Origin of the sequence: Acinetobacter courvalinii, assembly GCF_014635545.1 — a bacterium.
Lineage (GTDB): Bacteria > Pseudomonadota > Gammaproteobacteria > Pseudomonadales > Moraxellaceae > Acinetobacter > Acinetobacter courvalinii.
Genome location: NZ_BMDA01000002.1, coordinates 53,669 through 76,283, shown reverse-complemented (window position 1 = coordinate 76,283; position 22,615 = coordinate 53,669). Strand labels below are relative to the sequence as shown.

The 22,615-nt window shown below is 42.4% G+C and carries 23 protein-coding genes; 12 read left to right on the top strand and 11 right to left on the bottom strand.

Annotated features, from left to right (window positions below; genetic code table 11):
* The first annotated feature begins 337 nt into the window (after positions 1-337).
* Complete coding sequence (locus tag IEV39_RS09935) at positions 338-1,189, top strand: ADP-ribosylglycohydrolase family protein (RefSeq protein WP_005228022.1); 852 nt, start codon at positions 338-340, stop codon at positions 1,187-1,189.
* 264 nt (positions 1,190-1,453) lie between these two features.
* Here the strand turns inward: IEV39_RS09935 and IEV39_RS18615 are convergent, their stop codons facing one another.
* On the bottom strand, positions 1,454-1,579 hold the full coding sequence (locus IEV39_RS18615) for a hypothetical protein (protein ID WP_005228023.1): 126 nt from the start codon (positions 1,577-1,579) through the stop codon (positions 1,454-1,456).
* Between the two features lie 96 nt (positions 1,580-1,675).
* On the opposite strand from IEV39_RS18615, the gene IEV39_RS09930 reads away from it, so the two are divergent.
* Positions 1,676-2,581 carry a LysR family transcriptional regulator gene (locus IEV39_RS09930; RefSeq protein ID WP_005282305.1) on the top strand — a complete coding sequence of 302 codons (906 nt, stop codon included), beginning with the start codon at positions 1,676-1,678 and terminating at the stop codon, positions 2,579-2,581.
* Positions 2,582-2,842: 261 nt separating this feature from the next.
* Here IEV39_RS09930 and IEV39_RS09925 read toward each other — a convergent pair whose 3' ends face one another.
* Positions 2,843-3,262, bottom strand: coding sequence for a hypothetical protein (locus IEV39_RS09925; protein WP_005282302.1), 420 nt, complete (start codon positions 3,260-3,262; stop codon positions 2,843-2,845).
* A gap of 353 nt (positions 3,263-3,615) precedes the next feature.
* On the opposite strand from IEV39_RS09925, the gene IEV39_RS09920 reads away from it, so the two are divergent.
* Positions 3,616-4,221, top strand: a complete 606-nt coding sequence (locus tag IEV39_RS09920; RefSeq protein ID WP_005282300.1) for a LysE family translocator — start codon at positions 3,616-3,618, stop codon at positions 4,219-4,221.
* Here IEV39_RS09920 and IEV39_RS09915 read toward each other — a convergent pair.
* From IEV39_RS09915 to IEV39_RS09890, 6 genes are all read right to left on the bottom strand, one after another.
* Complete coding sequence (locus tag IEV39_RS09915) at positions 4,193-5,098, bottom strand: LysR family transcriptional regulator (RefSeq protein WP_005282298.1); 906 nt, start codon at positions 5,096-5,098, stop codon at positions 4,193-4,195. The genes IEV39_RS09920 and IEV39_RS09915 overlap by 29 nt on opposite strands.
* A gap of 356 nt (positions 5,099-5,454) precedes the next feature.
* Positions 5,455-6,306, bottom strand: coding sequence for an archaetidylserine decarboxylase (asd, locus tag IEV39_RS09910; RefSeq protein ID WP_005282296.1), 852 nt, complete (start codon positions 6,304-6,306; stop codon positions 5,455-5,457).
* Positions 6,303-7,151, bottom strand: coding sequence for a sulfurtransferase (locus IEV39_RS09905; protein ID WP_005282294.1), 849 nt, complete (start codon positions 7,149-7,151; stop codon positions 6,303-6,305). The genes asd and IEV39_RS09905 overlap by 4 nt, the downstream gene beginning before the upstream one ends.
* A 348-nt stretch (positions 7,152-7,499) precedes the next feature.
* On the bottom strand, positions 7,500-8,708 hold the full coding sequence (gene pncB, locus IEV39_RS09900; protein WP_005282293.1) for a nicotinate phosphoribosyltransferase: 1,209 nt from the start codon (positions 8,706-8,708) through the stop codon (positions 7,500-7,502).
* A 146-nt stretch (positions 8,709-8,854) separates the two neighbouring features.
* Positions 8,855-9,334: an ankyrin repeat domain-containing protein gene (locus IEV39_RS09895; protein WP_005282290.1), complete on the bottom strand. Its 480-nt coding sequence runs from the start codon at positions 9,332-9,334 to the stop codon at positions 8,855-8,857.
* Between the two features lie 128 nt (positions 9,335-9,462).
* Positions 9,463-10,986: a catalase gene (locus IEV39_RS09890; protein WP_005282288.1), complete on the bottom strand. Its 1,524-nt coding sequence runs from the start codon at positions 10,984-10,986 to the stop codon at positions 9,463-9,465.
* A gap of 196 nt (positions 10,987-11,182) precedes the next feature.
* Between IEV39_RS09890 and dtd the strand changes: the two genes are divergently transcribed.
* The gene (gene dtd / locus IEV39_RS09885) at positions 11,183-11,623 is read left to right on the top strand and encodes a D-aminoacyl-tRNA deacylase (RefSeq protein WP_005282287.1); all 441 of its coding nucleotides are present in this window, start codon (positions 11,183-11,185) and stop codon (positions 11,621-11,623) included.
* 50 nt (positions 11,624-11,673) lie between these two features.
* On the opposite strand, the gene IEV39_RS09880 is transcribed toward dtd, so the two are convergent.
* The 3 genes from IEV39_RS09880 to serB all read right to left on the bottom strand — a co-directional run bounded on the left by IEV39_RS09880 (position 11,674) and on the right by serB (position 14,265).
* Positions 11,674-12,153 carry a hypothetical protein gene (locus IEV39_RS09880; RefSeq protein WP_005228046.1) on the bottom strand — a complete coding sequence of 160 codons (480 nt, stop codon included), beginning with the start codon at positions 12,151-12,153 and terminating at the stop codon, positions 11,674-11,676.
* Positions 12,154-12,301: 148 nt separating this feature from the next.
* Positions 12,302-12,637, bottom strand: a complete 336-nt coding sequence (gene aciT, locus IEV39_RS09875; protein WP_005228048.1) for a ciprofloxacin tolerance protein AciT — start codon at positions 12,635-12,637, stop codon at positions 12,302-12,304.
* Between the two features lie 407 nt (positions 12,638-13,044).
* Positions 13,045-14,265 (bottom strand): phosphoserine phosphatase SerB, encoded by a 1,221-nt coding sequence (gene serB, locus IEV39_RS09870; RefSeq protein WP_005282284.1) that lies wholly within the window; start codon positions 14,263-14,265, stop codon positions 13,045-13,047.
* Between the two features lie 68 nt (positions 14,266-14,333).
* On the opposite strand from serB, the gene IEV39_RS09865 reads away from it, so the two are divergent.
* The 8 genes from IEV39_RS09865 (at position 14,334) to glmS (ending at position 22,606) form a co-directional block, all read left to right on the top strand.
* A complete protein-coding gene (locus IEV39_RS09865) occupies positions 14,334-15,626 on the top strand; it encodes a DUF4175 domain-containing protein (RefSeq protein ID WP_167510582.1) in 1,293 nt (430 codons plus the stop codon).
* A gap of 254 nt (positions 15,627-15,880) precedes the next feature.
* Positions 15,881-17,002 carry a bifunctional 3,4-dihydroxy-2-butanone-4-phosphate synthase/GTP cyclohydrolase II gene (gene ribBA, locus IEV39_RS09860; RefSeq protein ID WP_005228053.1) on the top strand — a complete coding sequence of 374 codons (1,122 nt, stop codon included), beginning with the start codon at positions 15,881-15,883 and terminating at the stop codon, positions 17,000-17,002.
* An 11-nt stretch (positions 17,003-17,013) separates the two neighbouring features.
* Positions 17,014-17,484, top strand: coding sequence for a 6,7-dimethyl-8-ribityllumazine synthase (gene ribH, locus IEV39_RS09855; protein ID WP_004659764.1), 471 nt, complete (start codon positions 17,014-17,016; stop codon positions 17,482-17,484).
* A 3-nt stretch (positions 17,485-17,487) separates the two neighbouring features.
* The gene (gene nusB, locus IEV39_RS09850) at positions 17,488-17,937 is read left to right on the top strand and encodes a transcription antitermination factor NusB (protein ID WP_005060316.1); all 450 of its coding nucleotides are present in this window, start codon (positions 17,488-17,490) and stop codon (positions 17,935-17,937) included.
* 15 nt (positions 17,938-17,952) lie between these two features.
* Positions 17,953-18,870 carry a thiamine-phosphate kinase gene (thiL, locus tag IEV39_RS09845; RefSeq protein WP_005282277.1) on the top strand — a complete coding sequence of 306 codons (918 nt, stop codon included), beginning with the start codon at positions 17,953-17,955 and terminating at the stop codon, positions 18,868-18,870.
* Entirely contained in the window at positions 18,848-19,369 is a 522-nt protein-coding gene (locus IEV39_RS09840; protein ID WP_005282273.1) for a phosphatidylglycerophosphatase A family protein, read from the top strand. The genes thiL and IEV39_RS09840 overlap by 23 nt, the downstream gene beginning before the upstream one ends.
* A gap of 21 nt (positions 19,370-19,390) precedes the next feature.
* Complete coding sequence (gene glmU, locus IEV39_RS09835) at positions 19,391-20,755, top strand: bifunctional UDP-N-acetylglucosamine diphosphorylase/glucosamine-1-phosphate N-acetyltransferase GlmU (protein WP_032880102.1); 1,365 nt, start codon at positions 19,391-19,393, stop codon at positions 20,753-20,755.
* Positions 20,756-20,767: 12 nt separating this feature from the next.
* Positions 20,768-22,606, top strand: coding sequence for a glutamine--fructose-6-phosphate transaminase (isomerizing) (gene glmS / locus IEV39_RS09830; RefSeq protein ID WP_005282269.1), 1,839 nt, complete (start codon positions 20,768-20,770; stop codon positions 22,604-22,606).
* The last annotated feature ends 9 nt before the right edge of the window (positions 22,607-22,615 follow it).

Here is a 22,615-nt window from a genome sequence, read left to right as displayed (position 1 = left end):
TCACGTCCTGATGCCTGAACTTATCATTTTTGTTTTATGTTCTGGAACTTCCTGTTCCTGATGAATTCATATTAGGCAATTCAGCTTGGGTTGAAAATGGGACATTTCCTCTAATCAGTGTAAGCAAAAACGTACACAATTTTTATATTATTCATTAAATGAAATCTGCTTGAATAAAATAGTAATACTTCAAAATAGGCAGTCCCATTAGTTTATTTAATGATAAAATAACTAAACGTAGAGAGATTTTCTTATCTCATTTTATTCAAGATATGAAATAGATTATTTTTCTGCTGAGGTTTTATTAAAAATATAGTGGCAAAGAGGGCTAATTTGCGTGTTAACTGAAATAGCTATTGCAGATGCATATGGTGCAGGATTTGAGTTTTGCGCTACAGAAAAAATTAATGCTCATAATAACTTAGTATCATATTGCCAACATGAGTTATACGATATTTCAGGTCAATATACAGATGATACTCAAATGTCGATTGCTATAGCTGAATTTATCTTGTCTGGAGCAGAATGGACTAAAGAAAATATAGCCACAAAATTTATAGAATGTTTTCAAAGAGATATAAGGGTTGGATATTCTGAAGGTTTCTACAATTTGTTAACTCAAGTTAGATCTGGAAAAGAGTTACTTAATATGCTGATCTCAACCAGTGAAAGAAATGGTGCAGCTATGCGTTCAGTACCTATCGGGTTTTTAAAGAATAGGAGTGATGTTATTACGTTTGCTACATTACAAGCACAAATAACCCATAATACTAAACTGGGGATATCATCTAGTTGTGCAGTAGGTTTAGCAGCATATTTTGGCTTACAAGAGAACGGTAGATTAGCAGAGTTAAAAAAATTCTTAGAATGTGAAGGCTTGAATGAATGGAATTTTAATTGGCAAGAAAGAGTTTCTTTAAATGCATATGACACCGTTAGTGCAGCTTTTACCTGCTTATTAAAACATGACTCAATGAGTTCACTATTGAAAGCATGCATTCAATTAGGTGGAGATACTGATAGTGTTGCTTCTATAGCTATAGGTCTAGCCACATGCTTTACAGAATATAAAAATGATTTACCAAATCATCTTTTTGAAATGCTAAAAGAAAATAACTATGGAATCCCTTTTCTAAAGAGCTTGGATAGAGATTTGATTAATTTACTAAATCCTATTGATGATCATTAAAAAAGCCCGACATCCTGTCGGGCTTTTTTTCGTATTTCGTTACTAGGTGCAACTCCTGTCGTACCTCATATCCTGATGCCTGAACTTATCATTTTTGTTTTATGTTCTGGAACTTCCTGTTCCTAATGAATTCATATTAGGCAATTGAGCTTGGGTTGAAAATGGGACATTCCCTCTAATCAGTGTAAGCAAAAACGTACATCGCCATGCGCTCATCTCATTTATAAAATTGGTCATGACATCAAAGATGATGCGAAGATTTACCTAATCTCCTGATAAATCAGTCTGCTGTGAGATCGGCTGTATGCCCATATAATGGTCATAGCTCTGCACCAGTACACAAATCAGTACTGCAGCAATCAAGGTCACAATCTTGTTTTTCATCGTCATTTTCAGCCACCTGAATCAAGAACCTATAAAAAAGATATAAGATTTCTTTCATCTCATCTAATATAGAAAAAGCAGGCACTGATCTAATTTTGAGATATGTGGACATTAAAACAATTCAATTATCTAATCACAATTGTCGAAACCGGTGGCTTTATTGCCGCTTCGGAGAAGCTGTTTATTGCCCAATCAGCACTGAGCAGGCAGATTAAAAATTTAGAAGAAGAATTAGGCTTTGAGATTTTCGATCGCTCTGAAAAGAAGATAAAACTTACGGTTGCAGGCGAAGCACTGTATAAAAGCTTAAAAACCAATATGGATCATTTAAAAAGTTCCATTGCCAGCGCCCAAAGTATCAGTCGGGGCGAAGGCCGAATTATTAAAATTGCCCATTCCAGCAGTATCGTACTGGATCAGAATAAACTGGAAGTCTTTGAGCAACTGTGTGACACCCATAATATTGATATTGAAATGAATACTCTATCTTCTGAGTTACAACTGGAATATCTATTAAATGGTTCCATTGATCTGGGTTTTATCCGGCCGCCGATTTATCACAATTTAGATGAGGTCAATTCGATTAGCTTATACACTGCCCCATTATATGTGGCTGCCCATATTGCCGATCCGGTTTTAAGTGAAAAAGAAAATATTTCGATACGCGAATTAGCCTTATTAAATTTTGTTTCTGTACCACATAATGCGCGTGGTGGTCTCAGCTATCTGGCCGCCAACTTATGTCAGGTCAATGGCTTTTCTCCGAAAAGAACCCGAATTTATTCAAGGAAAAGATCTCAGCTGGAACTGGTCGCCAATGGCTTTGGCATTTGTATTGTGCCTGAAGAATTTAAAGTGATTCTGCCCAGCAATGTCAGGCTTATTCCGATTCAGGATGAAAATAAGCTCAGTGAAGTGAAACTGATCTGGAAAAAGGATGAAGACCTGTTGATTGACTGCTGTGCCGCCTCAATTCATGCTTATTACAATGCCAAGCCAATCAATTAAACAGCACTCTAAAAAAATAAAATGAAAAAAGCCCGACATCCTGTCGGGCTTTTTCGTATTCCTTTCACTAGATACAACTCCTGTCATATCTCACATCCTGATGCCTGAACTTATCATTTTTGTTTTATGTTCTGGAACTTCCTGTTCCTGATGAGTTCATATTAGGTAATTGAGCTTGGGTTGAACATGGGACATTGACCTTGATTGATGTAAGTAAAAGCGTACAGGTTTGGGTTAAAGTCCCTCAAAGTTAAATAAACTTTATTTCCTTTTAAAAAGATAAAAACAACTGGATATTAAGAATGCAGCCTGAAAAGTAACCCATATCAGCACAGAATAATTAGCACACTGCGTAATTGAGTCATAAATAATTTCTATATAAGATACGGTTTCCATCATATTTAATAGAATCACTTCTAAAACAAGTAGTAGAAATGTCATAGCTACATAAAAGCATTTGTTTTTTATGAAGATTAAAATTATTGAAAAAATAATAGATACTACACCGCACGTCGCTAACATTGATGGATCATTAGCGGAAATCCCATTTAATTCTTTAAAATAGGTAATAGTTCCTATAGCGATATATTCATTGATACATAAATCTTGACCAAATTTATCAATCGTATACCCACCTATACCTGATAGGAATAAAAACACTATAGCTACATATCTCATCATAAGTTATGGACTCAATTTTAATGATAGATCAAATTTCCAAGTTTCAACTTGTCTTTCAGAAACGGCGTTATGCTATGGGCAAAGACGATCCTTTTTAACTATGCTTAGGAAATTTTCTCCTTTATCCCACTGTCTTAGGCCTTTTCACCGCGAGTAATAAAAAAACTCGCCCAAGTTCACCATATGAAAGACTAACGATTCAAGTTCAGATTAATTTTTTAGAATAATCAAATTGATTGTTAGAGTGCTGTAATCAAAAAATCAAAATCAGTTTTTGATAAAACCCGTCTAATCTTATTTGAATTACGCTATATCATTGGATTTTAATAATTGATTTCAAAAAGTTCAAAATAATGTCAATCTCTGTTCTTATAAGCATGTTTATTTTTTCACTTACAATGTCCATTTCACCAGGACCAATCAATATTACAATTCTTTCAACCAGCTTAATGCATGGATTTCGAAAAACATTGCCCTTTATTTCAGGAGCAACGCTTGGCTTTACCTTGTTATTAATATTTTTAGGCTTTGGATTTAGTCAAACGATTGGCCATTATCCTATTTTTTTCAAAATACTAGAATGTGCAGGTGCATTATTTATTTTTTATATTGGGCAAAAAATTATACTTTCTAAACCAGAGATTGAGCTTGTAAATAATATATCTGTTGCCAGTTTTACAGAGGGATTTCTCTTACAATGGCTCAATCCTAAAGCATGGATTGCATGTCTCTCGGGTATATCCTTATTCACCTCACCCATCAGTTATTTTCCTCTTGTTCTGTTTATTCTTATTTATTTCGTTACTTGCTATCTCTGTTTCATTATTTGGGGTGTATCAGGACATAAACTCGCAAAAATCTTAACCAACCCATATCAGCTCAGGCTCCTGAATATGTTGATGGGCGGATCTTTAATCATACTATCCATCTTTATGCTGATCCAACTATTGGGGAATTAAATGATTGATAAATTCGCTCAATTAAAGCATGGGCAATACCATTAATTGGTATATTCGCAGGCCAAACTGCATACACACTCAAGGGTTCAAGTAACCAATCCGGTAGCACTCTTACAATCTTTTGCTGATCAAGATCAGCTTGAATTAATTCATCAGGAGGTGCTGCCAGCCCTGCATTTAATTTTGCCAGCCGATAAGCAGCATCAACATTATTCACATAAATATGAGGCTGGTATGAGATTTCGACCTCTTCTCCTGTATGTCGATGCCGTAATATTCGCTTATTTTTCCTCATACTCAAACCCAGCCATTTCATATTGATCAGCTGTTTTGGATGAGTAATGGGCGGATACTGACGTAAAAAATCCGGGGTCGCAACGATACTTCGGGCTAAGGGAAACAGATAACGAGCTTTAAATGAACTATCTGCAAGCTCACCAATTCGAAAAGCAATGTCAACATTTTCAGCAATCAAATCTGTTCTGCTATCATCACAAGTAATGTGTACAGTTAAGTCCTTATACGCCTCAAAAAATGTGGTAATACATTGCATAAACTCGCTATGGATAAAAACTGCTGGGATGGAGATATGCAATTGTGTTTTTCTAAGAATAGAACGTTGTTTAAAGTCTGAAATACCTGTCTCATAGGTTTCCAGCATGCCTTTGGCCGTTTCTAAAAGTTTTTGTCCATCATGTGTTAAGGTCATTTTTCGTGTATTACGATAAAATAAGGCACACTCCAAATTTTTCTCTAACTTGGCGAGATGCATACTCACCGTTGCCGTCGACAGGCCTAGTGCTTTGGCTCCTTTGGAAATTGAACCAAATTCAGCAATTTTTGCGAAAATAATTAAATATCTTATATCTTCAATCATATTATTTAATCTAGAGCACATAAAACATAATAAAAATCAAAACTCATTCTTAATCTTGGGATTACTTTTATAACGTAAATAAAAATTTAAGCTGGCTAGCCCTGCTGCAAAAAAACAATACAGCATGAAAACCGTAATATTGATTAAGGACCGGTCTAGTAAGTAATTACCTAATATTGTTGCCGAAGTTAAAATTCCTAAAAATTCAAAAAAAAGAAAATTGAGGTATTAAGTCTTTCATCATTATTCACCTTTATTTTAAATTATCTAAGCTTATTTCTAGTGGTACAAAATATATAAGATATTGCATATAAATAAAAAGCCCCAGTTTTGGGGCTTTTTTACGATTTTATCAATTAAACCGAATGACCTAAACGCTCGCCCATCACCACAGTTGAATTGGCCTTGAATTGCTCTTCCCAAACCATTTTATCTTTTTCAAATAAAATCACAGCAGTTGAGCCAAGATAGAAGCGACCTAATTCCGCGCCTTTATCCAATTTCATTTGATGATGTTGCAATTCAACACGACCTATCGGTTTGACCTTACCCGTTGCAACGGTTTCAATCCCAGCAACAATCATTGCACCCACCAGAACCACGGCCATACGTCCCAGTTCGGTATCAAATAAGCAGACCATACGCTCATTACGCGCAAATAAGCCCGGTACATTTTCAGCAGTCACTTGGTTGACCGAAAATAATTCACCTGGGATATATAAAGTTTCGGTCAATGTGCCTGCCAAAGGCATATGCACACGGTGATAATCTTTAGGTGACAAATAGACGGTCGCAAACTGTCCTTCATGAAAAGGTTTGGCTAACTGCGGATCGCCAATCAATTTTTCCACTGAAAAACTTTGACCTTTGGCCTGAAAAATATCACCTGCTTCAATTTTACCAAGCTGTGAAATCGCACCATCTGCAGGACAAACAATACTATCAGCCTGTTCATCAATGCCACGAATACCCTCTTTTAACGCACGGGTAAAAAATTCATTGAATGATTTATAGTGTTGCGCATTGCTTTGTTCAGCAATGCTCATATCAATTCCGTATTTGGCTTTAAATGCCTGAATAACAGCAGTTTTTACCAAAAGATTTTCACTTGCGGCAACCTTGCCAATCACACGGCTGAGTTGATGTTGCGGCACAAGATTTTGTGCTTTGATAAATAATTGTTTTTTTAAATCTGCTGCAAAACTCACAACGGCGACTCTCCTGAAATAATAGGACTATCGAGGCGATTGCCCCACTCACTCCACGCACCATCATAGGCTTTGACTGGCCAGTTAAGCAACCTTGCCAGAATATACGCCAAGCCAGAACGATGGTGAGACTGACAGTACACCACCACAGGTTGTTGTAAATTAAAGCCTAATTGTTCTAAACGTTGTTGTGTGCGTTCAAGCGGGTGTAATTTTAGATGATTTTCACGGTTTAGGGCAGTACTCCATTCAAAATGCAGTGCATTTGGGATGTGACCGCCGCGTCGCGCAGCCAGACGCAAGCCTGTATATTCATCATCGCTACGGCAATCCCACAGTTGAATATTCTGTTCTTCAACTTGCTTCAATAATTCCTGATATTCGACCCGATATTGCTGGACGGTGGCTAAATCAATCGGTAACAGATCCGCAACGGGTTTCACTGGATCGACTTCAGCAGTGGTAGGTAATCCAGCACCCAGCCAACCATGAATGCCGCCATTAATCAGACTGGTATGTTGAAAACCCAGACAATGTAAATTCCAGATTAATCGTCCTGCCCAGGCACCGCCTTCATCGTCATATACCACCACATGATGTTGCGGTGAAATATTCAATTTCTCGATGAGCGCCTGTAACCCTTCTAAGTCTGGCAATACTCCATTGGCTTGTTCTTGTTGTGCCACCAGATATTTAGGCTGCAAATGGATCGCATGAGGAATATGCAGTTGTTCATACACCGATGCACGACTTAAATCGACAATACGAATTCGCTCATGTCCTAAATAAGGCACGAGTTGTTCAGGTTCAATCAGTAAACCCAGTTTAAAATCTACTTCAGTCATTGTTATGCTGTTTTGTCATCCGCTTTATGCATAATTTTAGCATAGCCGACTTTTTATCTTTGTCTGATTTTTTGCATTGATTTAGCAGAAAAGGAAATATAGCAAAAAGTTTAAAGATTATGGATTAAAAGTATAAAATTTACTGACAATTTCGAAAGTTAGCCATATAAATCTATCGAGAAAATTTACTGGTGCGGAGGTGGCATGGATGCCGCCCGTTGAGCTGCGGCATCAAGGATGTGCCGTCAGTTCAACAAATGCCTTTGGTTACTTTGGGCAAAACCAAAGTAACTCACCGAAGGTCTATCCGGAAAATGAATGAGAATTAGGTAAGACACTGCAATGTCTCTACTCAACTTCCTCAATTTCGAACACCTGACGCAAATATGCCAAGAAGGTATCATTATCGGTCATGGTCTTACCCGGGCTATCTGAAATTTTTGCCACGGATTGACGATTACACTCCACCAATTTCAACACAATATTTAAAGGCTTCTGCCCCATATCATTGGTTAAATTAGTGCCAATCCCAAAACTCACCTGAAAACGGTCTTTAAAATATTGATGCAATAACCAAGCTTTTTCCAGATTCAGACCATCACTAAAGGTCAGCATCTTGGTCTTGGTATCAATCTTGAGTTTACGATAATGCTCAGCCGCCTTATCTCCCCACTCATACGGGTCACCACTGTCATGACGCAAACCATCAAACAACTTGGCAAAATACAAATCAAAATCGCGTAAGAATGCATCCATGCCGACCACATCGGTCAAAGCAATCCCGAGATCACCCCGATATTCTTGTACCCAAGCTTCTAAAGCAGCCTTCTGGAAATTACGCAAACGTACATCAAGCGCCTGAAAAGCCTGCAGGAATTCATGTGCCATGGTTCCAATCGGGCTAATTCCTAACTGTTTCGCTAACAGCACATTACTGGTACCACGAAATACCTTGGGTGCCGCAGCATGAAACGCTTGCACCACATGTTTTTGCCATTCAAAGCTATAGCGACGGCGTGTCCCAAAATCAGACACTAAAAAGGGAGGATCATTCTGTTGTTGTTCTTGGGCATAGTGTTGCAGTTGTACCAATTTTTGCTGTAAACGACGTTCGCCTTCTGCCAAAACCTCATCACTGCGGATACGGCGGAAATACAGTTCATTGACAATCGCTAGCACAAAGATCTCAAACATCATGGCCTGAACCATTGGCCCTTCAATCCGAATATCCAGTCGACCCGCCTCATCAATACTGGCCTGAATAAAGCGACGTTTAAGCTGGAACAGTTCCAGATAATCAACAAAATCACTTTTAATAAAACGTAATGAGCGCAAATATTGCAGCTCGTCTTCGGCAAAACGCAATTCACACAGCCAGTCTAACTGCTGGTTTAAGTCATCCAGAATCTCAACCAGTGGGTAAACCGTATCTTCCAGATTTCGACAACGGAATAAATACACACTGTGCGTTTGTGGAAACTGATGTAACACCACCTGCAACATGGTGAATTTATATAAGTCGGTATCAAGTAAAGATTGAATAATGGGTGTAGACATGACTGACTAGGATCTATTCTCGTTCAAGCATTAAAGCATACTTTTGCACAGAAATGAGTCTGTCGATTGCAATGCATGATTTTTCACGAGAATAAAAGTTTAGTAATTATTTGAATTCAAAGTGTTAGCATATGGGTATATTATTTTTATTGCGATGGCTGGATGTCTTTTAAATGCTGCTGCTGTCCAAACTGTAGCGCAAACTGTTCTGCAGTGAGTTGACCTGTTGTGGCGGCATTGATATCACAGTCGACCTGACGCAACTGCTTGGCGATACTCCACTCGGCTTTCACGATTGCAGCCATCAGTGCGGTATGTCCGCGCTTGTCCCGGAGACACCGGTTGGCCCCTTGTTGCAGCAACAGTTTGACGGCATCTTTCTGACCATAGTAACTCGCCATCATTAAAGCGCTATAACCCGAATGGTCCTGTACATCAATCGGAAAGCCGTGCTTTAAAAACTCGTGTAGGACTTCGGTATTTCCCACTTTGGCCGCAGAAAAGAACAGCTCGATCACTTCATCTGATCCGTTGACTGTGGCAGATGGCGTACCCGCATAGGCTGAGACCGATACACCGCTACAGAGTATGCTGATCGCAAATAATGTAGCTCGTAAATGAATCATCACAACATCCTAAAAATCTAAATAAGGAGTGCCTGTAACACTCGCCCTAGGTGCAGGAAAGGCTTTTGAGGTTACAGGACTTTCTGGGGGTAACATTCAGGCACCTGTTACCACATCAATAAAAGCGTTTATTCGTCTTTCAACTGCGCTGCTTTGGCTTGCGCATTTTTAAGGTTTACACCCACTGCTTTGGCAAGACGCGTACCATAATCGGCATCGGCCTTATAGAAATAAGACACCATAATGGTTTTGGTTTCTGCATCTTTGACTTGACCCAGATCCGCTGCCAGATTACGGATCAGGTCATTCTTTTCAACCGCCGAATAACTGCGGTAAAGCTCACCCGCCTGTTTAAATGGCTGCTGTTTTTGAATCGCCTGCTGCATAACCGTGCCTTCGAGTGGCGTAGCAACTGCACGCGCAATCTCGGTAGATGGCTTCGGTTCAATCGTACTTGGTTCATAATTGACATGAGACTCGGTTTGTCCCATGTTCATTGCCCCTTCCTGATTGTTGTTGTTTACCGCAACACGAGGACGGTTCACTGGAATTTGCTGATGATTGGCACCTAAACGGTACATCTGGGTATCTGAATATGAGAAGATACGACCTTGCAGTAAACGGTCTTCCGATGGCTCGATGCCCGGAATCAGGTTACCGGGTGCAAAAGCAGACTGTTCGGTTTCCTGGAAGAAGTTCTTCGGCATCCGGTTTAGGGTCAAGGTCCCGACTTTCATTTCAGGTACCAACGACTCAGGCCAGATTTTGGTCGCATCTAATGGATTGAAATCAAATTTATCCAGATCTTTTGGATCAAGCACCTGAATGTACAAGTCCCATTTCGGGTAGTTTCCGGCATAGACATTTTTATACAGATCATTGGTCAGATGATTCCAGTCGCGGCCTTGTACCTCTTTCACCTGATCCAGATTCAGACCTTTTAGGCCCTGTTTCGAACGCCAGTTAAATTTGACATATTTATACTCGCCTTTGGCGTTATAAAGTTTAAAGGCATGCACACCAAAACCATCCAGCGTACGGTAACTTTCCGGTGTCCCGAGGTTAGAATAAACATAGGTCAACATATTGATTGACCATGGCTGGCTTTTTAAGAAATCAAAAATTCGGTTCGGGTCCTGCACATTGGTCACTGGATCGGGCTTCATCGCATGGACAAAATCAGGAAACTTGATCGCATCACGGATAAAGAATACCGGCAAGTTATTGCCGACCAGATCCCAGTTGCCTTGCTGGGTATAAAACTTCACGGCAAAGCCATGTGGATCACGTGCGGTTTCTGGTGAGCCTTTCGGATGAATCACGGTAGAAAAACGAACAAAAACAGGTGTGGTGGTACCCGCTTTAAACATAGACGCGACGGTTAAATCCGACAAATCTTTTGTTGCAACGAAATCACCGTATACGCCTGTACCACGTGCATGAACCACACGCTCAGGAATACGTTCACGGCCAAAACGCTGTAATTTTTGAATCAGCTGGACATCTTGCAACAAGGTTGCACCATTCGCGCCAGCTGTGGTTGAGTTCTGGTTATCACCGACAGGCGCACCATTGTCTTTTGTTAAAGGAGCAGCATACGCGGTGCCTAACATTGCTGCCATTATTGTGAATAAAAACGTTCGCTTAAACATACTGTTAAATCCAAAATCAAATACCTTTCCTGCACGGGGACTATACAAAGATTTTAACAATAGATAAAAAAGATAATTTTAATAAAACAAATCGAAAAATAAGATCAAGCATTGCGGAGCCTTTCCTTGGGTCACGCTGTAACCTTATGAAATCTGCTAGACTGCGCAACTGACTGATCATTTAATCTTTAATTTTATGCGCGCATTAATTCAACGCGTCCTCGAAGCCAAAGTGGTCGTTGAGGGCGAAACGACAGGTGAGATTCAACAGGGCTTACTGGTGTTCTTAGGACTGGGCAAGGAAGATACCTTAGAAAAAGGCCAGAAGCTGATTGACAAGATTCTGAAATACCGGATTTTTGACGATGAGCAAGGCAAGATGGGCTGGAATGTCGGTCAGGCCAATGGCGGGATTTTATTGGTCTCTCAATTTACCTTGATGGCTCAAACCCAGAAAGGCTTACGTCCAGACTTTGGTCCAGCCATGCCGCCAGCCGAAGCCAAGGCATTGTATGAGCAGTTGGTGGAATATACCCGTCAACAATTCAGTCATGTGCAAACAGGAATTTTTGCAGCAGACATGAAAGTTCATTTAATCAATGACGGACCAGTGACCTTTAATCTGGAAGTTGAATAATTTAAAGATATAAAAAAACTCCCGAAATGAGAGTTTTTTTTAGGACATTTTTATTTGCCTGTTTTTTCTTTAATAAATGCACGTGCCTGACGGATTTTTTCTTTTACCGGTTTTGGCACTTTAGGTGGAATCAGTTTTGCGGCCTGGTTAAACCATACCAGTAAGCTGAAGTCCCCTTCCATTTTAATGCTGCCATCCTGCATACCGGTCATGAATGCAGTCGGGTCGCCTTTCAACAAGGTTTTTACACCTTGCTCACTTGAAGCAAACTGCAGAATAAAATCGGCCTGTTCCGGTTGACCAGCGACCGTATCAATTTTGCCACGATTCACAATAATCTGGCGGGCAAAGCCGGCATCTGTACCGATCTGGATACGGAACTCACGGTCATGAACCAATTCAATAAACTTTGGGCTAGTGCGTGCCAATTGCTTCATACGTAACGCTAAACCTGCCACCAACAAATCCAATGGATCCGTGCTGACATCAACGATCGGTAACTTAACCACAGGTAAAGAAGAAAGCTTCATGACAATTATGCCTACAGTATTATGATGAAATTTAAGACAACAGTATCCTAGCATAATTGTCCAGTTGTCTGTAAAAGCTTTGTTGCAGAAAATTAATACAAAAAAGGCATGCTGAGCATGCCTTTGATGTTGTTCATATTATTATAATTTATCTGCTAGAACATTGTTGCTGGTCATCCTTATAAACCGGGGTATGTTCAATATACTGACGATTCGCCAGTTGTTTTTGTGCCTGTTTATCTTCACGTAACAGAATAAATGTAACCATAATCATCGCAAGGCTCAAGGCAGTGAGATAGCTATAGGCGACTGACATCTCGAATATGGTTTGCGCACCAAAGCGTACCACTTCTAACAGTCCCCAGCACAGCATACCTGCCAACATAAAACCTAACCAACGACGATAAGGAGAAAAGAAAACAGCAATAATTGCGACAGCGATTAAGCCAAATCCAACCAACATGGTGAAATTCGCTGCTTCCATAGAAACCTCCGTCTTAAAAAGGATGGTCTGTCATTGTGTCCAGACCTCTATATTGTTCTGTAATCTCAAACAGTACTTGGTGTTGCATTAACGTCTGTATGCATTATGGAGGGTTTTTTTTAGAAAAAAAGAGCCTGAAATTAACCTTACGACATAAGCTGTCGCAATATGCTTTTGTCATTACATTTTTTAAAATTACAAAAGTCCCAAATCTCCATATAGCATCAATTGCGGCGTGTCATTACAAAAAACTATCGATGTTTTAAGGCTTAAAAAAACTTTTTTCAGAAATTTTTTATCGTTGTTTTTCTATACATTTAGACATAAATATGACGGAATCATGACGTGTTAAAAATGAATAGGGCCGCTTAAAAAGCGGCCCTATTTTCACACCCCAAATTGCTGTCTTAAGCGCGATTCAGGTCTTTGTCATGCATACCCAACAAGTACAAAACACCATCTAAACCCACACTGGAAATGGCTTGATTGGCATTTTGACGAACTAAAGGTTTGGCACGGAAGGCCACCCCGAGACCCGCAATCGAGAGCATCGGTAAATCATTGGCACCATCGCCCACCGCCATGGCCTGTTCCAAAGAAATCCCCATTTTCTCTGCCAGCTGGCGAAGCAGTTCAGCCTTGCGCGCACCATCGACAATGGCACCTTTGACCTCACCTGTCACCACGCCATTTTCAACATCGAGAATATTGGCATGCACTTCATCAATTCCTAATTTTGCTTGCAGGTATTCAGCAAAATACTGGAACCCACCCGATAAAATTGCGGTCTTGTATCCTAAGGCTTTCAGGGTTGAAATCAGGCGCTCCGCCCCTTCAGTCACGGTTAGCCGTTCTGCAATTTTAGGTAAAACTGAAGCATCCAGACCTTTGAGTAGAGCAACACGGGCACGGAAACTTTGCTGGAAATCCAGCTCACCCAGCATGGCACGCTCGGTAATTTCCGCCACCTTGGCACCTACACCCGCCTCGAGTGCCAGTTCATCAATCACTTCTTGCTCAATCAGGGTAGAGTCCATATCGAAGCAGACCAGACGACGATTACGGCGATAGGCATTATCTTCCTGTACCGCCACGTCAATATTCAACTCACCTGACAAGCTCAGGCAGGCTGCACGCATGGCTTGCGCATCGAGCATCTGTCCACTCAGTCCAAACTGAACACAGGCCCGGCGTGGGAAAGGACTCTCGGTATCCAGTTCCAGACGTCCGGACAAGCGCGTGACCGTTTCAATATTAAAACCCTGACTGGACACGATTTTTGTCACCGCCTGCAAATGCGCAGCAGTAAGTTCCGGAGCCAGTGCGGTCACGATATAACGGGTTCGTCCGCCTTCACTCACCCATTGATCATATTCTGCGTTGGAGATTGGTTTAAATCGCACTGTTAGGCCAATATCATGTGCTAAAATCAGGATCTCTTTCATTGCCAATGCAGTAGCAGTCTCATTATCCGATGCAACAACGATCCCGAGGGTCAGTTGATTGTGGATAACGGCGTGACCTACATCAAGTATTTGCAAAGAATGTACGGATAGTACCTGCATTAATCGAGTAAACTGATTCGGTTGATCGGGTCCTAGAAAGGATATAAGAATGATTTCTCGCATGAATTGACTCGTGGTTGAGCGACAACTATTGTATGTAAGAATCATAACATAACCGAACCTAAATCTATTTGCCTTGGAAGTTTAACTTGAATGCGCCTCGCCAAGGGCTATTTGCTAGCCTACTGATCGTAAGTTTTGCATTGCATACCTTTTTATTGGTGATTGCAACGACACATCAACTCAATGAAAACCGCGCCAGCCAAGGGCAACTGATGACCAGTCAGTTAGTGGCAGATACGCTTTCGGAACTGGAACCCGCCAATACCGTTTCTTTGGCACTGGTCGCGAATCGTTATGCCACCAATCCAAGTGTTGCTTCGATTCGTATTCTGGATGCCAATAAGCAAGTACTTGCCACCAGTGGTATGTCAAAAACCCGCCAAGGCGAAGTATTTGTTCGTGATGCATTGCAAAACGAGAAAAAGGTTGGCACGGTTGAAATTACCCTGATCCAGCCTAGTATCGGTGAAATCTTACGTACCCAGTGGTTAGCGATTTTAGTGTCGTTATTTATTCATGGCCTGATCTGGCTGGCTTATCGTGCCATTGCCCGTCCAACCCGCAGTGAATATCTGGCCCGTATTAATCAGGAAAATCATCTTAAGCATGAAATTCAACGTTTAACTCAGGCATTGGCGCTGGAAAAACAAAATACCGTAACGTTGGTCGCTCAGGCGCAACAGCAGGTCAAAGCACAAAGCAAGGCGCGCGTCGAGAAGCGTCCAGCAGAAACGGTTCAACTGGATGATCAGGCCCTGGCTTTGAACATTCAGTTCTATGATCCAAAACAACTGCTGAACAGTGTCAATCAGTCCGTATCGGTGCCGTATTTTAAACTGTGCCAGTTGTTTCTGGATAAAAGTATCGATTTATGTGCCAAGCATTATCAAATCGATGCCGCTAAAATTCAGGTGACGCAAGAGTTTGATAGCGAAGGTGCTACCCTCACCACCAACACAGAACACGCTCAAGCACTCGAGTGCCTGATGATGGTCGGTGCCGTGTTCCAGCTGTTGTCGGATGTCCTGTATAAACGTTACCGCGAAGATAAACGTTTTGCCTTGCAAACCCGTGGTGCGGTTGCTGGCGCGGTGGATGCCATGCAGCTGGATGCGGTTGAAGCAGCGAAACGCTTAACTCAACACCTACATGCCAAAGAAGCGGCTTTACACCTGAATCATGATCAGCTGAAAACCATTCAGAATAATTATGAACTGGTGGCGATGCCAAACCCAAGCAACATCATGACCCGCCATGCGTTCATGATTAACGGTATGAATGAAGCCTGTGCAACCGTGGCACAGACGTTACGTACTGAAATCCTGATGGGCAAAAAAGCCAAAGCAGCGACTGAATCCTGATTCAAGCATCGCAGCTTAAATTTAAATAAGGCTTTGTGAAATGACAAAGCCTTATTTTTTTCCACTCTACATTCATCATAAAATCAGCTGAAAAAGTACAAGGCCACCGCTTCAGATCAAGCCAATATCTGCTTTTGCACATGGCATATTTGAATTGATCAAGAAGCACAGGCGAAATTTTTTAAAATGCGGTAAACTATGCCAGATTTATCGAATACTAGAGCCTTAAAAGGCAACATCAAAGGTGAAAGCGAATGCCGCTGAGTCGTGTTGAAGAGCTTGTCGCAGATATTCGTGCAGGCAAAATGGTCATCCTGATGGATGATGAAGATCGTGAAAATGAAGGTGACCTGGTCATCGCCGCAACGCATGTTCGCCCTGAAGATATTAACTTCATGATTACCCATGCACGTGGTCTGGTCTGCCTGACCTTAAGCCGCGAGCGTTGTAAGCAACTCAATCTGCCATTAATGGTAGATCAGAACGGCGCACAGCATGCGACCAACTTCACGCTTTCCATTGAAGCAGCAGAAGGCATTAGCACCGGTATTTCAGCAGCTGAACGTGCGCATACCATTCGTACTGCAGTGGCTGCCCATGCCAAGCCAAGTGATATCGTACAGCCAGGGCATATTTTCCCATTGATGGCCCAACCGGGTGGGGTGTTACACCGTGCAGGTCATACCGAAGCAGGTTGTGATTTAACCCGTTTGGCGGGTCTTGAACCGGCATCCGTGATCTGTGAAATTATCAATGATGACGGTACCATGGCACGTCGCCCAGATCTGGAAGTGTTTGCAGAAAAACATGGTTTAAAAATTGGGACCATTGCAGACCTGATTCATTACCGTATGACCAATGAGCAAACCGTTGAACGTTTGTCTCAAGAAAGCATCGAAACTGAATACGGCGCATTTGAATTGTACAAATACCGTGAAATCGGTAATCCGGACATTCATGTTGCCTTGGTCAAAGGCGAACCGAAACAGGGTGTCACCACCGTGCGTGTGCATGGTTTCAGTCCGATTCGTGACTTGTTAAAGCTGAATAAAGCAGACGGTTCACCGGCATGGAATCTTGATCTGGCCATGAAGACCATTGCGGCAAGTGATCGTGGCGTGCTGGTCTGGATCGGTCAGGATCATTTAGAAGATTTAGGTCCGGCTTTAAATAGTTTGAATCAGCCAAAACCGCTGAAATCGAATGCCGCACTGTCTCATCAATACCAGACCATTGGTGTCGGTGCACAGATTTTACGTGACCTGGGTGTTGAGAAAATGAAGTTGTTGAGTTCTCCACTTCGTTTCAATGCCCTGTCAGGATTTAATTTAGAGGTAGTGGAATACATCACTGCCGATCAAATCACAGCAAAATAATCGAGGTTGCTATGGCAATTCGCCGTATTGAAGGTTTATTACATCTCGCAAGCGAAGGTCGTTATGCGATCTTAGTCGGTCGTTTCAACAGCTTCGTGGTTGAACATTTACTTGAAGGCGCAATCGACACGTTAAAACGTCATGGCGTTTCAGAAGACGCGATTACGGTTATTCATGCACCAGGTGCATGGGAACTGCCGATCGTTGCGAAAAAATTAGCGGCTTCAAATAAATTTGATGCCATCATTGCCTTAGGTGCAGTGATTCGTGGTAGCACACCACATTTTGATTTTGTTGCAGGCGAATGTGCGAAAGGTTTAGGTGTGGTTGCACTTGAAAGCACAATGCCAGTGATCAATGGTGTCTTGACGACAGACAGCATTGAACAAGCAATTGAACGTTCTGGTACGAAAGCAGGTAACAAAGGTAGCGAAGCTGCATTGACTGCAATCGAAATGGTTAACTTATTAAAGGCAATTTAAAGCATGTCGCAAACACTTCAGGCCGCTTATGCAGCGAAACGCAAAGCACGTCGTTTTGCTGTACAAGGGATTTATGAATGGCAAATGAGTCATAACCCTGTACACGAAATTGAAGCACGCACGCGTGTTGAAAATGCGATGCACAAAGTTGACCTCAACTATTATCATGAATTGCTCACTCAAGTGGTTGCTCAACATGAAGCTTTAGATGAGCTCCTCATCCCGGTACTTGACCGTGAGCTCAGTGCGCTTGATGGTGTAGAGCTTGCAACTTTGCGTTTAGGCGCTTATGAACTCCGCGATCATCTCGAAGTGCCATATCGTGTTGTACTTGATGAAGCAATTGAGTTAGCGAAACACTTTGGTGGTGCAGACAGCCATAAATACATCAATGGTGTATTAGACCGTCTTTCATCAAAACTTCGTGAAGCTGAAAAACAACAAGCAAAATAATAGGCTTGATGTTGTATGGCTGAGTTTTCCATTATTGAGCGTTACTTTAAGCGCACATCTACTCAAGATGTAAGTTTAGGCATCGGTGATGACTCAGCCATCGTCACTCCCCCTCCCTCACAACAATTGGTGATCTGTGCAGATACACTGGTTGCTGGCCGACATTTTCCTCTAGATACTGTAGCGCATGCGATTGGCTGGAAAAGTGTCGCCGTCAATTTATCGGATCTGGCGGCCATGGGCGCAAAACCCCACAGTATTTTACTGGCACTCAGCTTACCGACCGTAGATCATGACTGGCTGGCCGGATTTAGCCAGGGACTTTTCGATTGCTGCGATCAATTTGGGGTCAGCCTGATCGGGGGCGATACCACCCAAAGTACCCAACTGACTATCAGTGTGACTGCTCTAGGCTGGATTGAGCATGGTCAGGCTATCACGCGTGCAGGTGCTCAGGTTGGCGACTATATTTGTGTCAGTGGACAAGTCGGAGACGCAGCCTTTGGCTTGCAACATCTTGGACATGCCCTGCAACAACGTCTGGATTATCCAACACCACGCTGCCAACTCGGCCAGCAGTTGAAAGGCCTGGCCTCCAGCATGATTGATGTGTCCGATGGCCTGGCTCAGGATCTGGGTCATATTCTCAAGGCATCCAATGTCGGTGCAAAATTACAGCTCGACCAACTTCCGTTGGATTCATCACTAAAACAACTCGATCTGCAACAGGCTTGGCATTATGCCCTTGCTGGCGGTGATGATTACGAATTATGCTTTACAATATCACCGCAAAACTTTAAAGAACTGTCGCGACAACAATTAGATGTTCCGATTACAATAATTGGCGAAATTACCCAACAAACTGGATTGTTATTTGAGTATCAGGGCAAACCCTGCCCGTTACATGTTCATGGATACCAACACTTTGCATAAACCTCCCATTCACTTTAACCAAATGACTTGGTTTGACCGTTTCATCGTGTTTTGCGGTGTCGGTTTCGGTTCTGGTTTAGCGCCTAAAGCACCGGGGACATTTGGTTCGGCCTTTGCCCTGTTATTTACCCCGCTCTGGGTTTATCTCGGTCTGCCTGCCAGCATTATTATCGTGATTTTCATGTCCTTGATTGGTATTTACATCTGTGGACATACCGCAAAAGTGATCAACGTTCACGACGATGGACGTATTGTATGGGACGAGTTTGCAGGACAATCCATTACTCTGCTGCCTTTACTTTATTTACAACAAGTAAACTGGGTATGGGTCATTGCCGGTTTCATTCTATTCCGTATATTTGATGTCTGGAAACCTTTCCCTATCAACTGGGCAGACCAGAAAGTCTCTGGCGGCTTCGGAATCATGCTGGATGACATCATTGCAGGTCTCTGGGCAGCATTATGTATTTTTATTATCCATTTTTATATTTTGACTTAAGCCATTGAATTAGAGTTAGTTATGTCAACAACTGTTATTATTCTTGCAGCAGGAAAAGGAACGCGAATGCGTTCAAAATTACCAAAAGTATTACAACCACTTGCAGGACGTCCATTGCTTGGACACGTGATCCAGACCGCTAAAAAGTTACATGCCGATAATATTATTACGATTTATGGACATGGCGGCGAGCTGGTTCAACAACGCTTTGCAACTGAACAGGTTGAATGGGTTGAGCAAGCAGAACAGTTAGGTACCGGTCATGCGGTTCAAATGACCTTACCAGTGCTACCACAAGAGGGTATTTCGCTGATTTTATCCGGTGATGTTCCGTGTATTCATGCCAATACCCTCCAAAAATTATTAGATGCCGCTACACAGACTGGCATTGGCCTGGTAACACTGACCGTAGAAGATGCTACAGGCTATGGCCGCATTGTCCGTCAAGACGGTAAAATCCAGGCCATTGTTGAGCATAAAGATGCCAGCGAAGCACAACGCCAGATTAAAGAATTTAATACCGGTATTTATGCGGTGAGCAATGCAAAACTGCATCAGTGGTTGCCTCAACTTTCCAATGAAAATGCCCAAGGCGAATATTACCTGACCGATATCGTGGCAATGGCCATTGCGGACGGTATGGAAGTTGCCTCAGTTGAACCAGAACTGGCCTTTGAGGTAGATGGAGTCAATAACCGTCTCCAGCTGGCGACGCTAGAACGTCAATTCCAGCAACAGCAAGCCAAAGAACTGATGGAACAGGGCGTGCATTTGATTGACCCGAATCGTTTTGATTTACGTGGCAACCTCAAGTGCGGTCAAGATGTGCAGATTGATATCAATGTCATTATTGAAGGTGACTGTGAACTGGGTGATAACGTCCAGCTCGGTGCAGGCTGTATCTTAAAAAATACCCGTATCGCTGCCGGAACCCAAGTACAGGCCTATAGTATTTTTGAAAATGCGGTTGTAGGCGAGAATACCCAGATTGGGCCTTTCGCACGCTTACGTCCAGGCGCCAATCTTGCCAATGACGTCCATATCGGTAACTTTGTTGAAGTCAAGAATTCCAACATCGGTCTGGGTTCTAAGGCCAATCATTTCACTTATCTAGGTGATGCTGACATTGGTGCAGGCTGTAATATTGGTGCAGGCACCATTACCTGCAACTATGACGGTGCCAACAAACACCGTACCATTATTGAAGATCATGTCTTTATTGGAACCAATAACTCACTGGTTGCACCGATTAGAATCGGTCAGGGTGCGACTACAGGTGCGGGATCTACCTTAACCCGAGATGTAGCTGAGCGTAGTTTGGCTGTGGAACGATCAAAGCAGTTTGAAAAAGCGGATTATCAACGTCCCCAAAAACTGAAAAAATAAGAGGATAAAATTATGTGTGGTATTGTTGGTGGCGTTGCTGAACGTTGTGTAACCGAGATTCTGATCGAAGGTCTCAAGCGTCTGGAATATCGTGGCTATGACTCTGCAGGTTTAGCCTTATTGAATAAACAGCAAATCTTGCGTGAGCGTCGCGTGGGTAAAGTGGCTAATCTGGCTGAAGCTGTAGCAGAACAACATTTAACCGGCAATGTAGGGATTGCACACACCCGTTGGGCAACCCACGGCAAGCCGACTGAAAACAATGCGCATCCTCACGTTTCTGGCAATGTTGCAGTAGTCCATAACGGTATTATCGAAAACTATCAAGAACTTAAAGATGAATTACAAGCTTTGGGTTATGTCTTTACCTCACAAACCGATACCGAAGTTGTGGCGCATCTGGTGAATGATGCACTCAAGCAAACCGATAGTCTGCTAGAAGCAGTACAACAGATTACTCCTCGCCTGAAAGGTGCTTATGCACTGGGTATTGTGCATACCGCCCACCCAGACGAGTTGATCACCGTACGTGAAGGTTCACCACTGGTGATTGGGGTCGGTATCGGCGAGAACTTTATCAGTTCTGACCAGTTGGCCTTATTACCTGTGACCAATCGCTTCGTTTATTTAGAAGAAGGCGATATTGCACGCTTAACCCGTAACAGTATTGAAGTTTTTGTTAACGGCGAGCCTGTACAGCGTCCGGTCAAGGAATTAGATGCGACCGTTAGCAATGCGTCTAAGGGTGAATATAAGCACTTCATGCTCAAAGAAATTTATGAGCAACCTGAAGCGATCCAGCAAACTATTTCTCAGGCATTGAATGGCAATAGCTTACGCGAAGATTTCCTCAATCATGCCGATGCAGATTTCAATAAAATCCAGCAAATTCAAATTATTGCCTGTGGTACCAGCTACCATGCCGGCATGATTGCCAAATACTGGTTTGAACAATTAATTGGCGTACCGTGCCAGGTTGAAATCGCAAGCGAATTCCGTTACCGCAGCCCTGTGATTGTGGCAAATACCTTGTATATCTGTATTTCTCAATCTGGTGAAACGGCAGATACCCTGGCTGCATTACGTGAAACCCAAAAACGTGCCAAAGCCAATAACATTGCCATCAGCACCATGACCATCTGTAACGTTGCGACCTCTTCTATGGTTCGTGAAACAGATCATCATTTACTGACACTGGCGGGCCCTGAAATCGGGGTGGCTTCAACCAAAGCCTTTACCACGCAACTTGCAGCATTGATGTTATTGATCCTGAAAATCGGTCAGGTGAAACAACGCCTGTCTGATGCACAGCTTAATGAAATCACCACTGCATTATGGCACTGCCCGAAAGTGATTTTGGATACCTTACAGGGTGATACTGAAATTCTGCGTTTGTCTGCGCTGTTCGTTGAAAAAAATCACTGCCTGTTCTTGGGTCGCGGTACGCATTTCCCAATCGCACTTGAAGGCGCATTAAAGCTAAAAGAAATTTCATATATTCATGCTGAAGGCTATGCTGCAGGTGAATTGAAGCATGGCCCACTGGCTTTGGTAGATAATGAAATGCCAGTGGTCATTTTAGCTCCGCAGGATGACATGCTTGACAAACTCAAATCGAACATGGAAGAAGTACAGGCCCGTGGTGGTGAACTGTTTGTTTTCGCAGATGAAAATAGCGGTATCCATGGCAAAGACCGTCAGCATGTTGTGCATGTTCCAGCTGTCAATGAATGGTTAGCACCGATCGTTTACAGCGTCCCTGTACAACTGTTGTCTTACCATGTGGCCGTATTACGTGGGACTGATGTCGATCAACCGCGTAACCTTGCCAAGAGTGTAACGGTAGAGTAAAAATAGAAA

Excerpts from the sequence above, each read along its gene's own strand:
- IEV39_RS09905 (WP_005282294.1), bottom strand. The coding sequence starts at position 7,151 with ATGACTGAAGTAGATTTTAAACTGGGTTTACTGATTGAACCTGAACAA.
- IEV39_RS09925 (WP_005282302.1), bottom strand. The coding sequence starts at position 3,262 with ATGATGAGATATGTAGCTATAGTGTTTTTATTCCTATCAGGTATAGGT.
- IEV39_RS09890 (WP_005282288.1), bottom strand. The coding sequence starts at position 10,986 with ATGTTTAAGCGAACGTTTTTATTCACAATAATGGCAGCAATGTTAGGC.
- IEV39_RS09880 (WP_005228046.1), bottom strand. The coding sequence starts at position 12,153 with ATGAAGCTTTCTTCTTTACCTGTGGTTAAGTTACCGATCGTTGATGTC.
- nusB (WP_005060316.1), top strand. The coding sequence starts at position 17,488 with ATGTCGCAAACACTTCAGGCCGCTTATGCAGCGAAACGCAAAGCACGT.
- serB (WP_005282284.1), bottom strand. The coding sequence starts at position 14,265 with ATGCGAGAAATCATTCTTATATCCTTTCTAGGACCCGATCAACCGAAT.
- aciT (WP_005228048.1), bottom strand. The coding sequence starts at position 12,637 with ATGGAAGCAGCGAATTTCACCATGTTGGTTGGATTTGGCTTAATCGCT.
- pncB (WP_005282293.1), bottom strand. The coding sequence starts at position 8,708 with ATGTCTACACCCATTATTCAATCTTTACTTGATACCGACTTATATAAA.
- dtd (WP_005282287.1), top strand. The coding sequence starts at position 11,183 with ATGCGCGCATTAATTCAACGCGTCCTCGAAGCCAAAGTGGTCGTTGAG.
- IEV39_RS09915 (WP_005282298.1), bottom strand. The coding sequence starts at position 5,098 with ATGATTGAAGATATAAGATATTTAATTATTTTCGCAAAAATTGCTGAA.
- thiL (WP_005282277.1), top strand. The coding sequence starts at position 17,953 with ATGGCTGAGTTTTCCATTATTGAGCGTTACTTTAAGCGCACATCTACT.
- ribH (WP_004659764.1), top strand. The coding sequence starts at position 17,014 with ATGGCAATTCGCCGTATTGAAGGTTTATTACATCTCGCAAGCGAAGGT.
- IEV39_RS09920 (WP_005282300.1), top strand. The coding sequence starts at position 3,616 with ATGTCAATCTCTGTTCTTATAAGCATGTTTATTTTTTCACTTACAATG.
- glmU (WP_032880102.1), top strand. The coding sequence starts at position 19,391 with ATGTCAACAACTGTTATTATTCTTGCAGCAGGAAAAGGAACGCGAATG.
- IEV39_RS18615 (WP_005228023.1), bottom strand. The coding sequence starts at position 1,579 with ATGACGATGAAAAACAAGATTGTGACCTTGATTGCTGCAGTACTGATT.
- glmS (WP_005282269.1), top strand. The coding sequence starts at position 20,768 with ATGTGTGGTATTGTTGGTGGCGTTGCTGAACGTTGTGTAACCGAGATT.
- ribBA (WP_005228053.1), top strand. The coding sequence starts at position 15,881 with ATGCCGCTGAGTCGTGTTGAAGAGCTTGTCGCAGATATTCGTGCAGGC.
- IEV39_RS09895 (WP_005282290.1), bottom strand. The coding sequence starts at position 9,334 with ATGATTCATTTACGAGCTACATTATTTGCGATCAGCATACTCTGTAGC.
- IEV39_RS09930 (WP_005282305.1), top strand. The coding sequence starts at position 1,676 with ATGTGGACATTAAAACAATTCAATTATCTAATCACAATTGTCGAAACC.
- IEV39_RS09840 (WP_005282273.1), top strand. The coding sequence starts at position 18,848 with ATGGATACCAACACTTTGCATAAACCTCCCATTCACTTTAACCAAATG.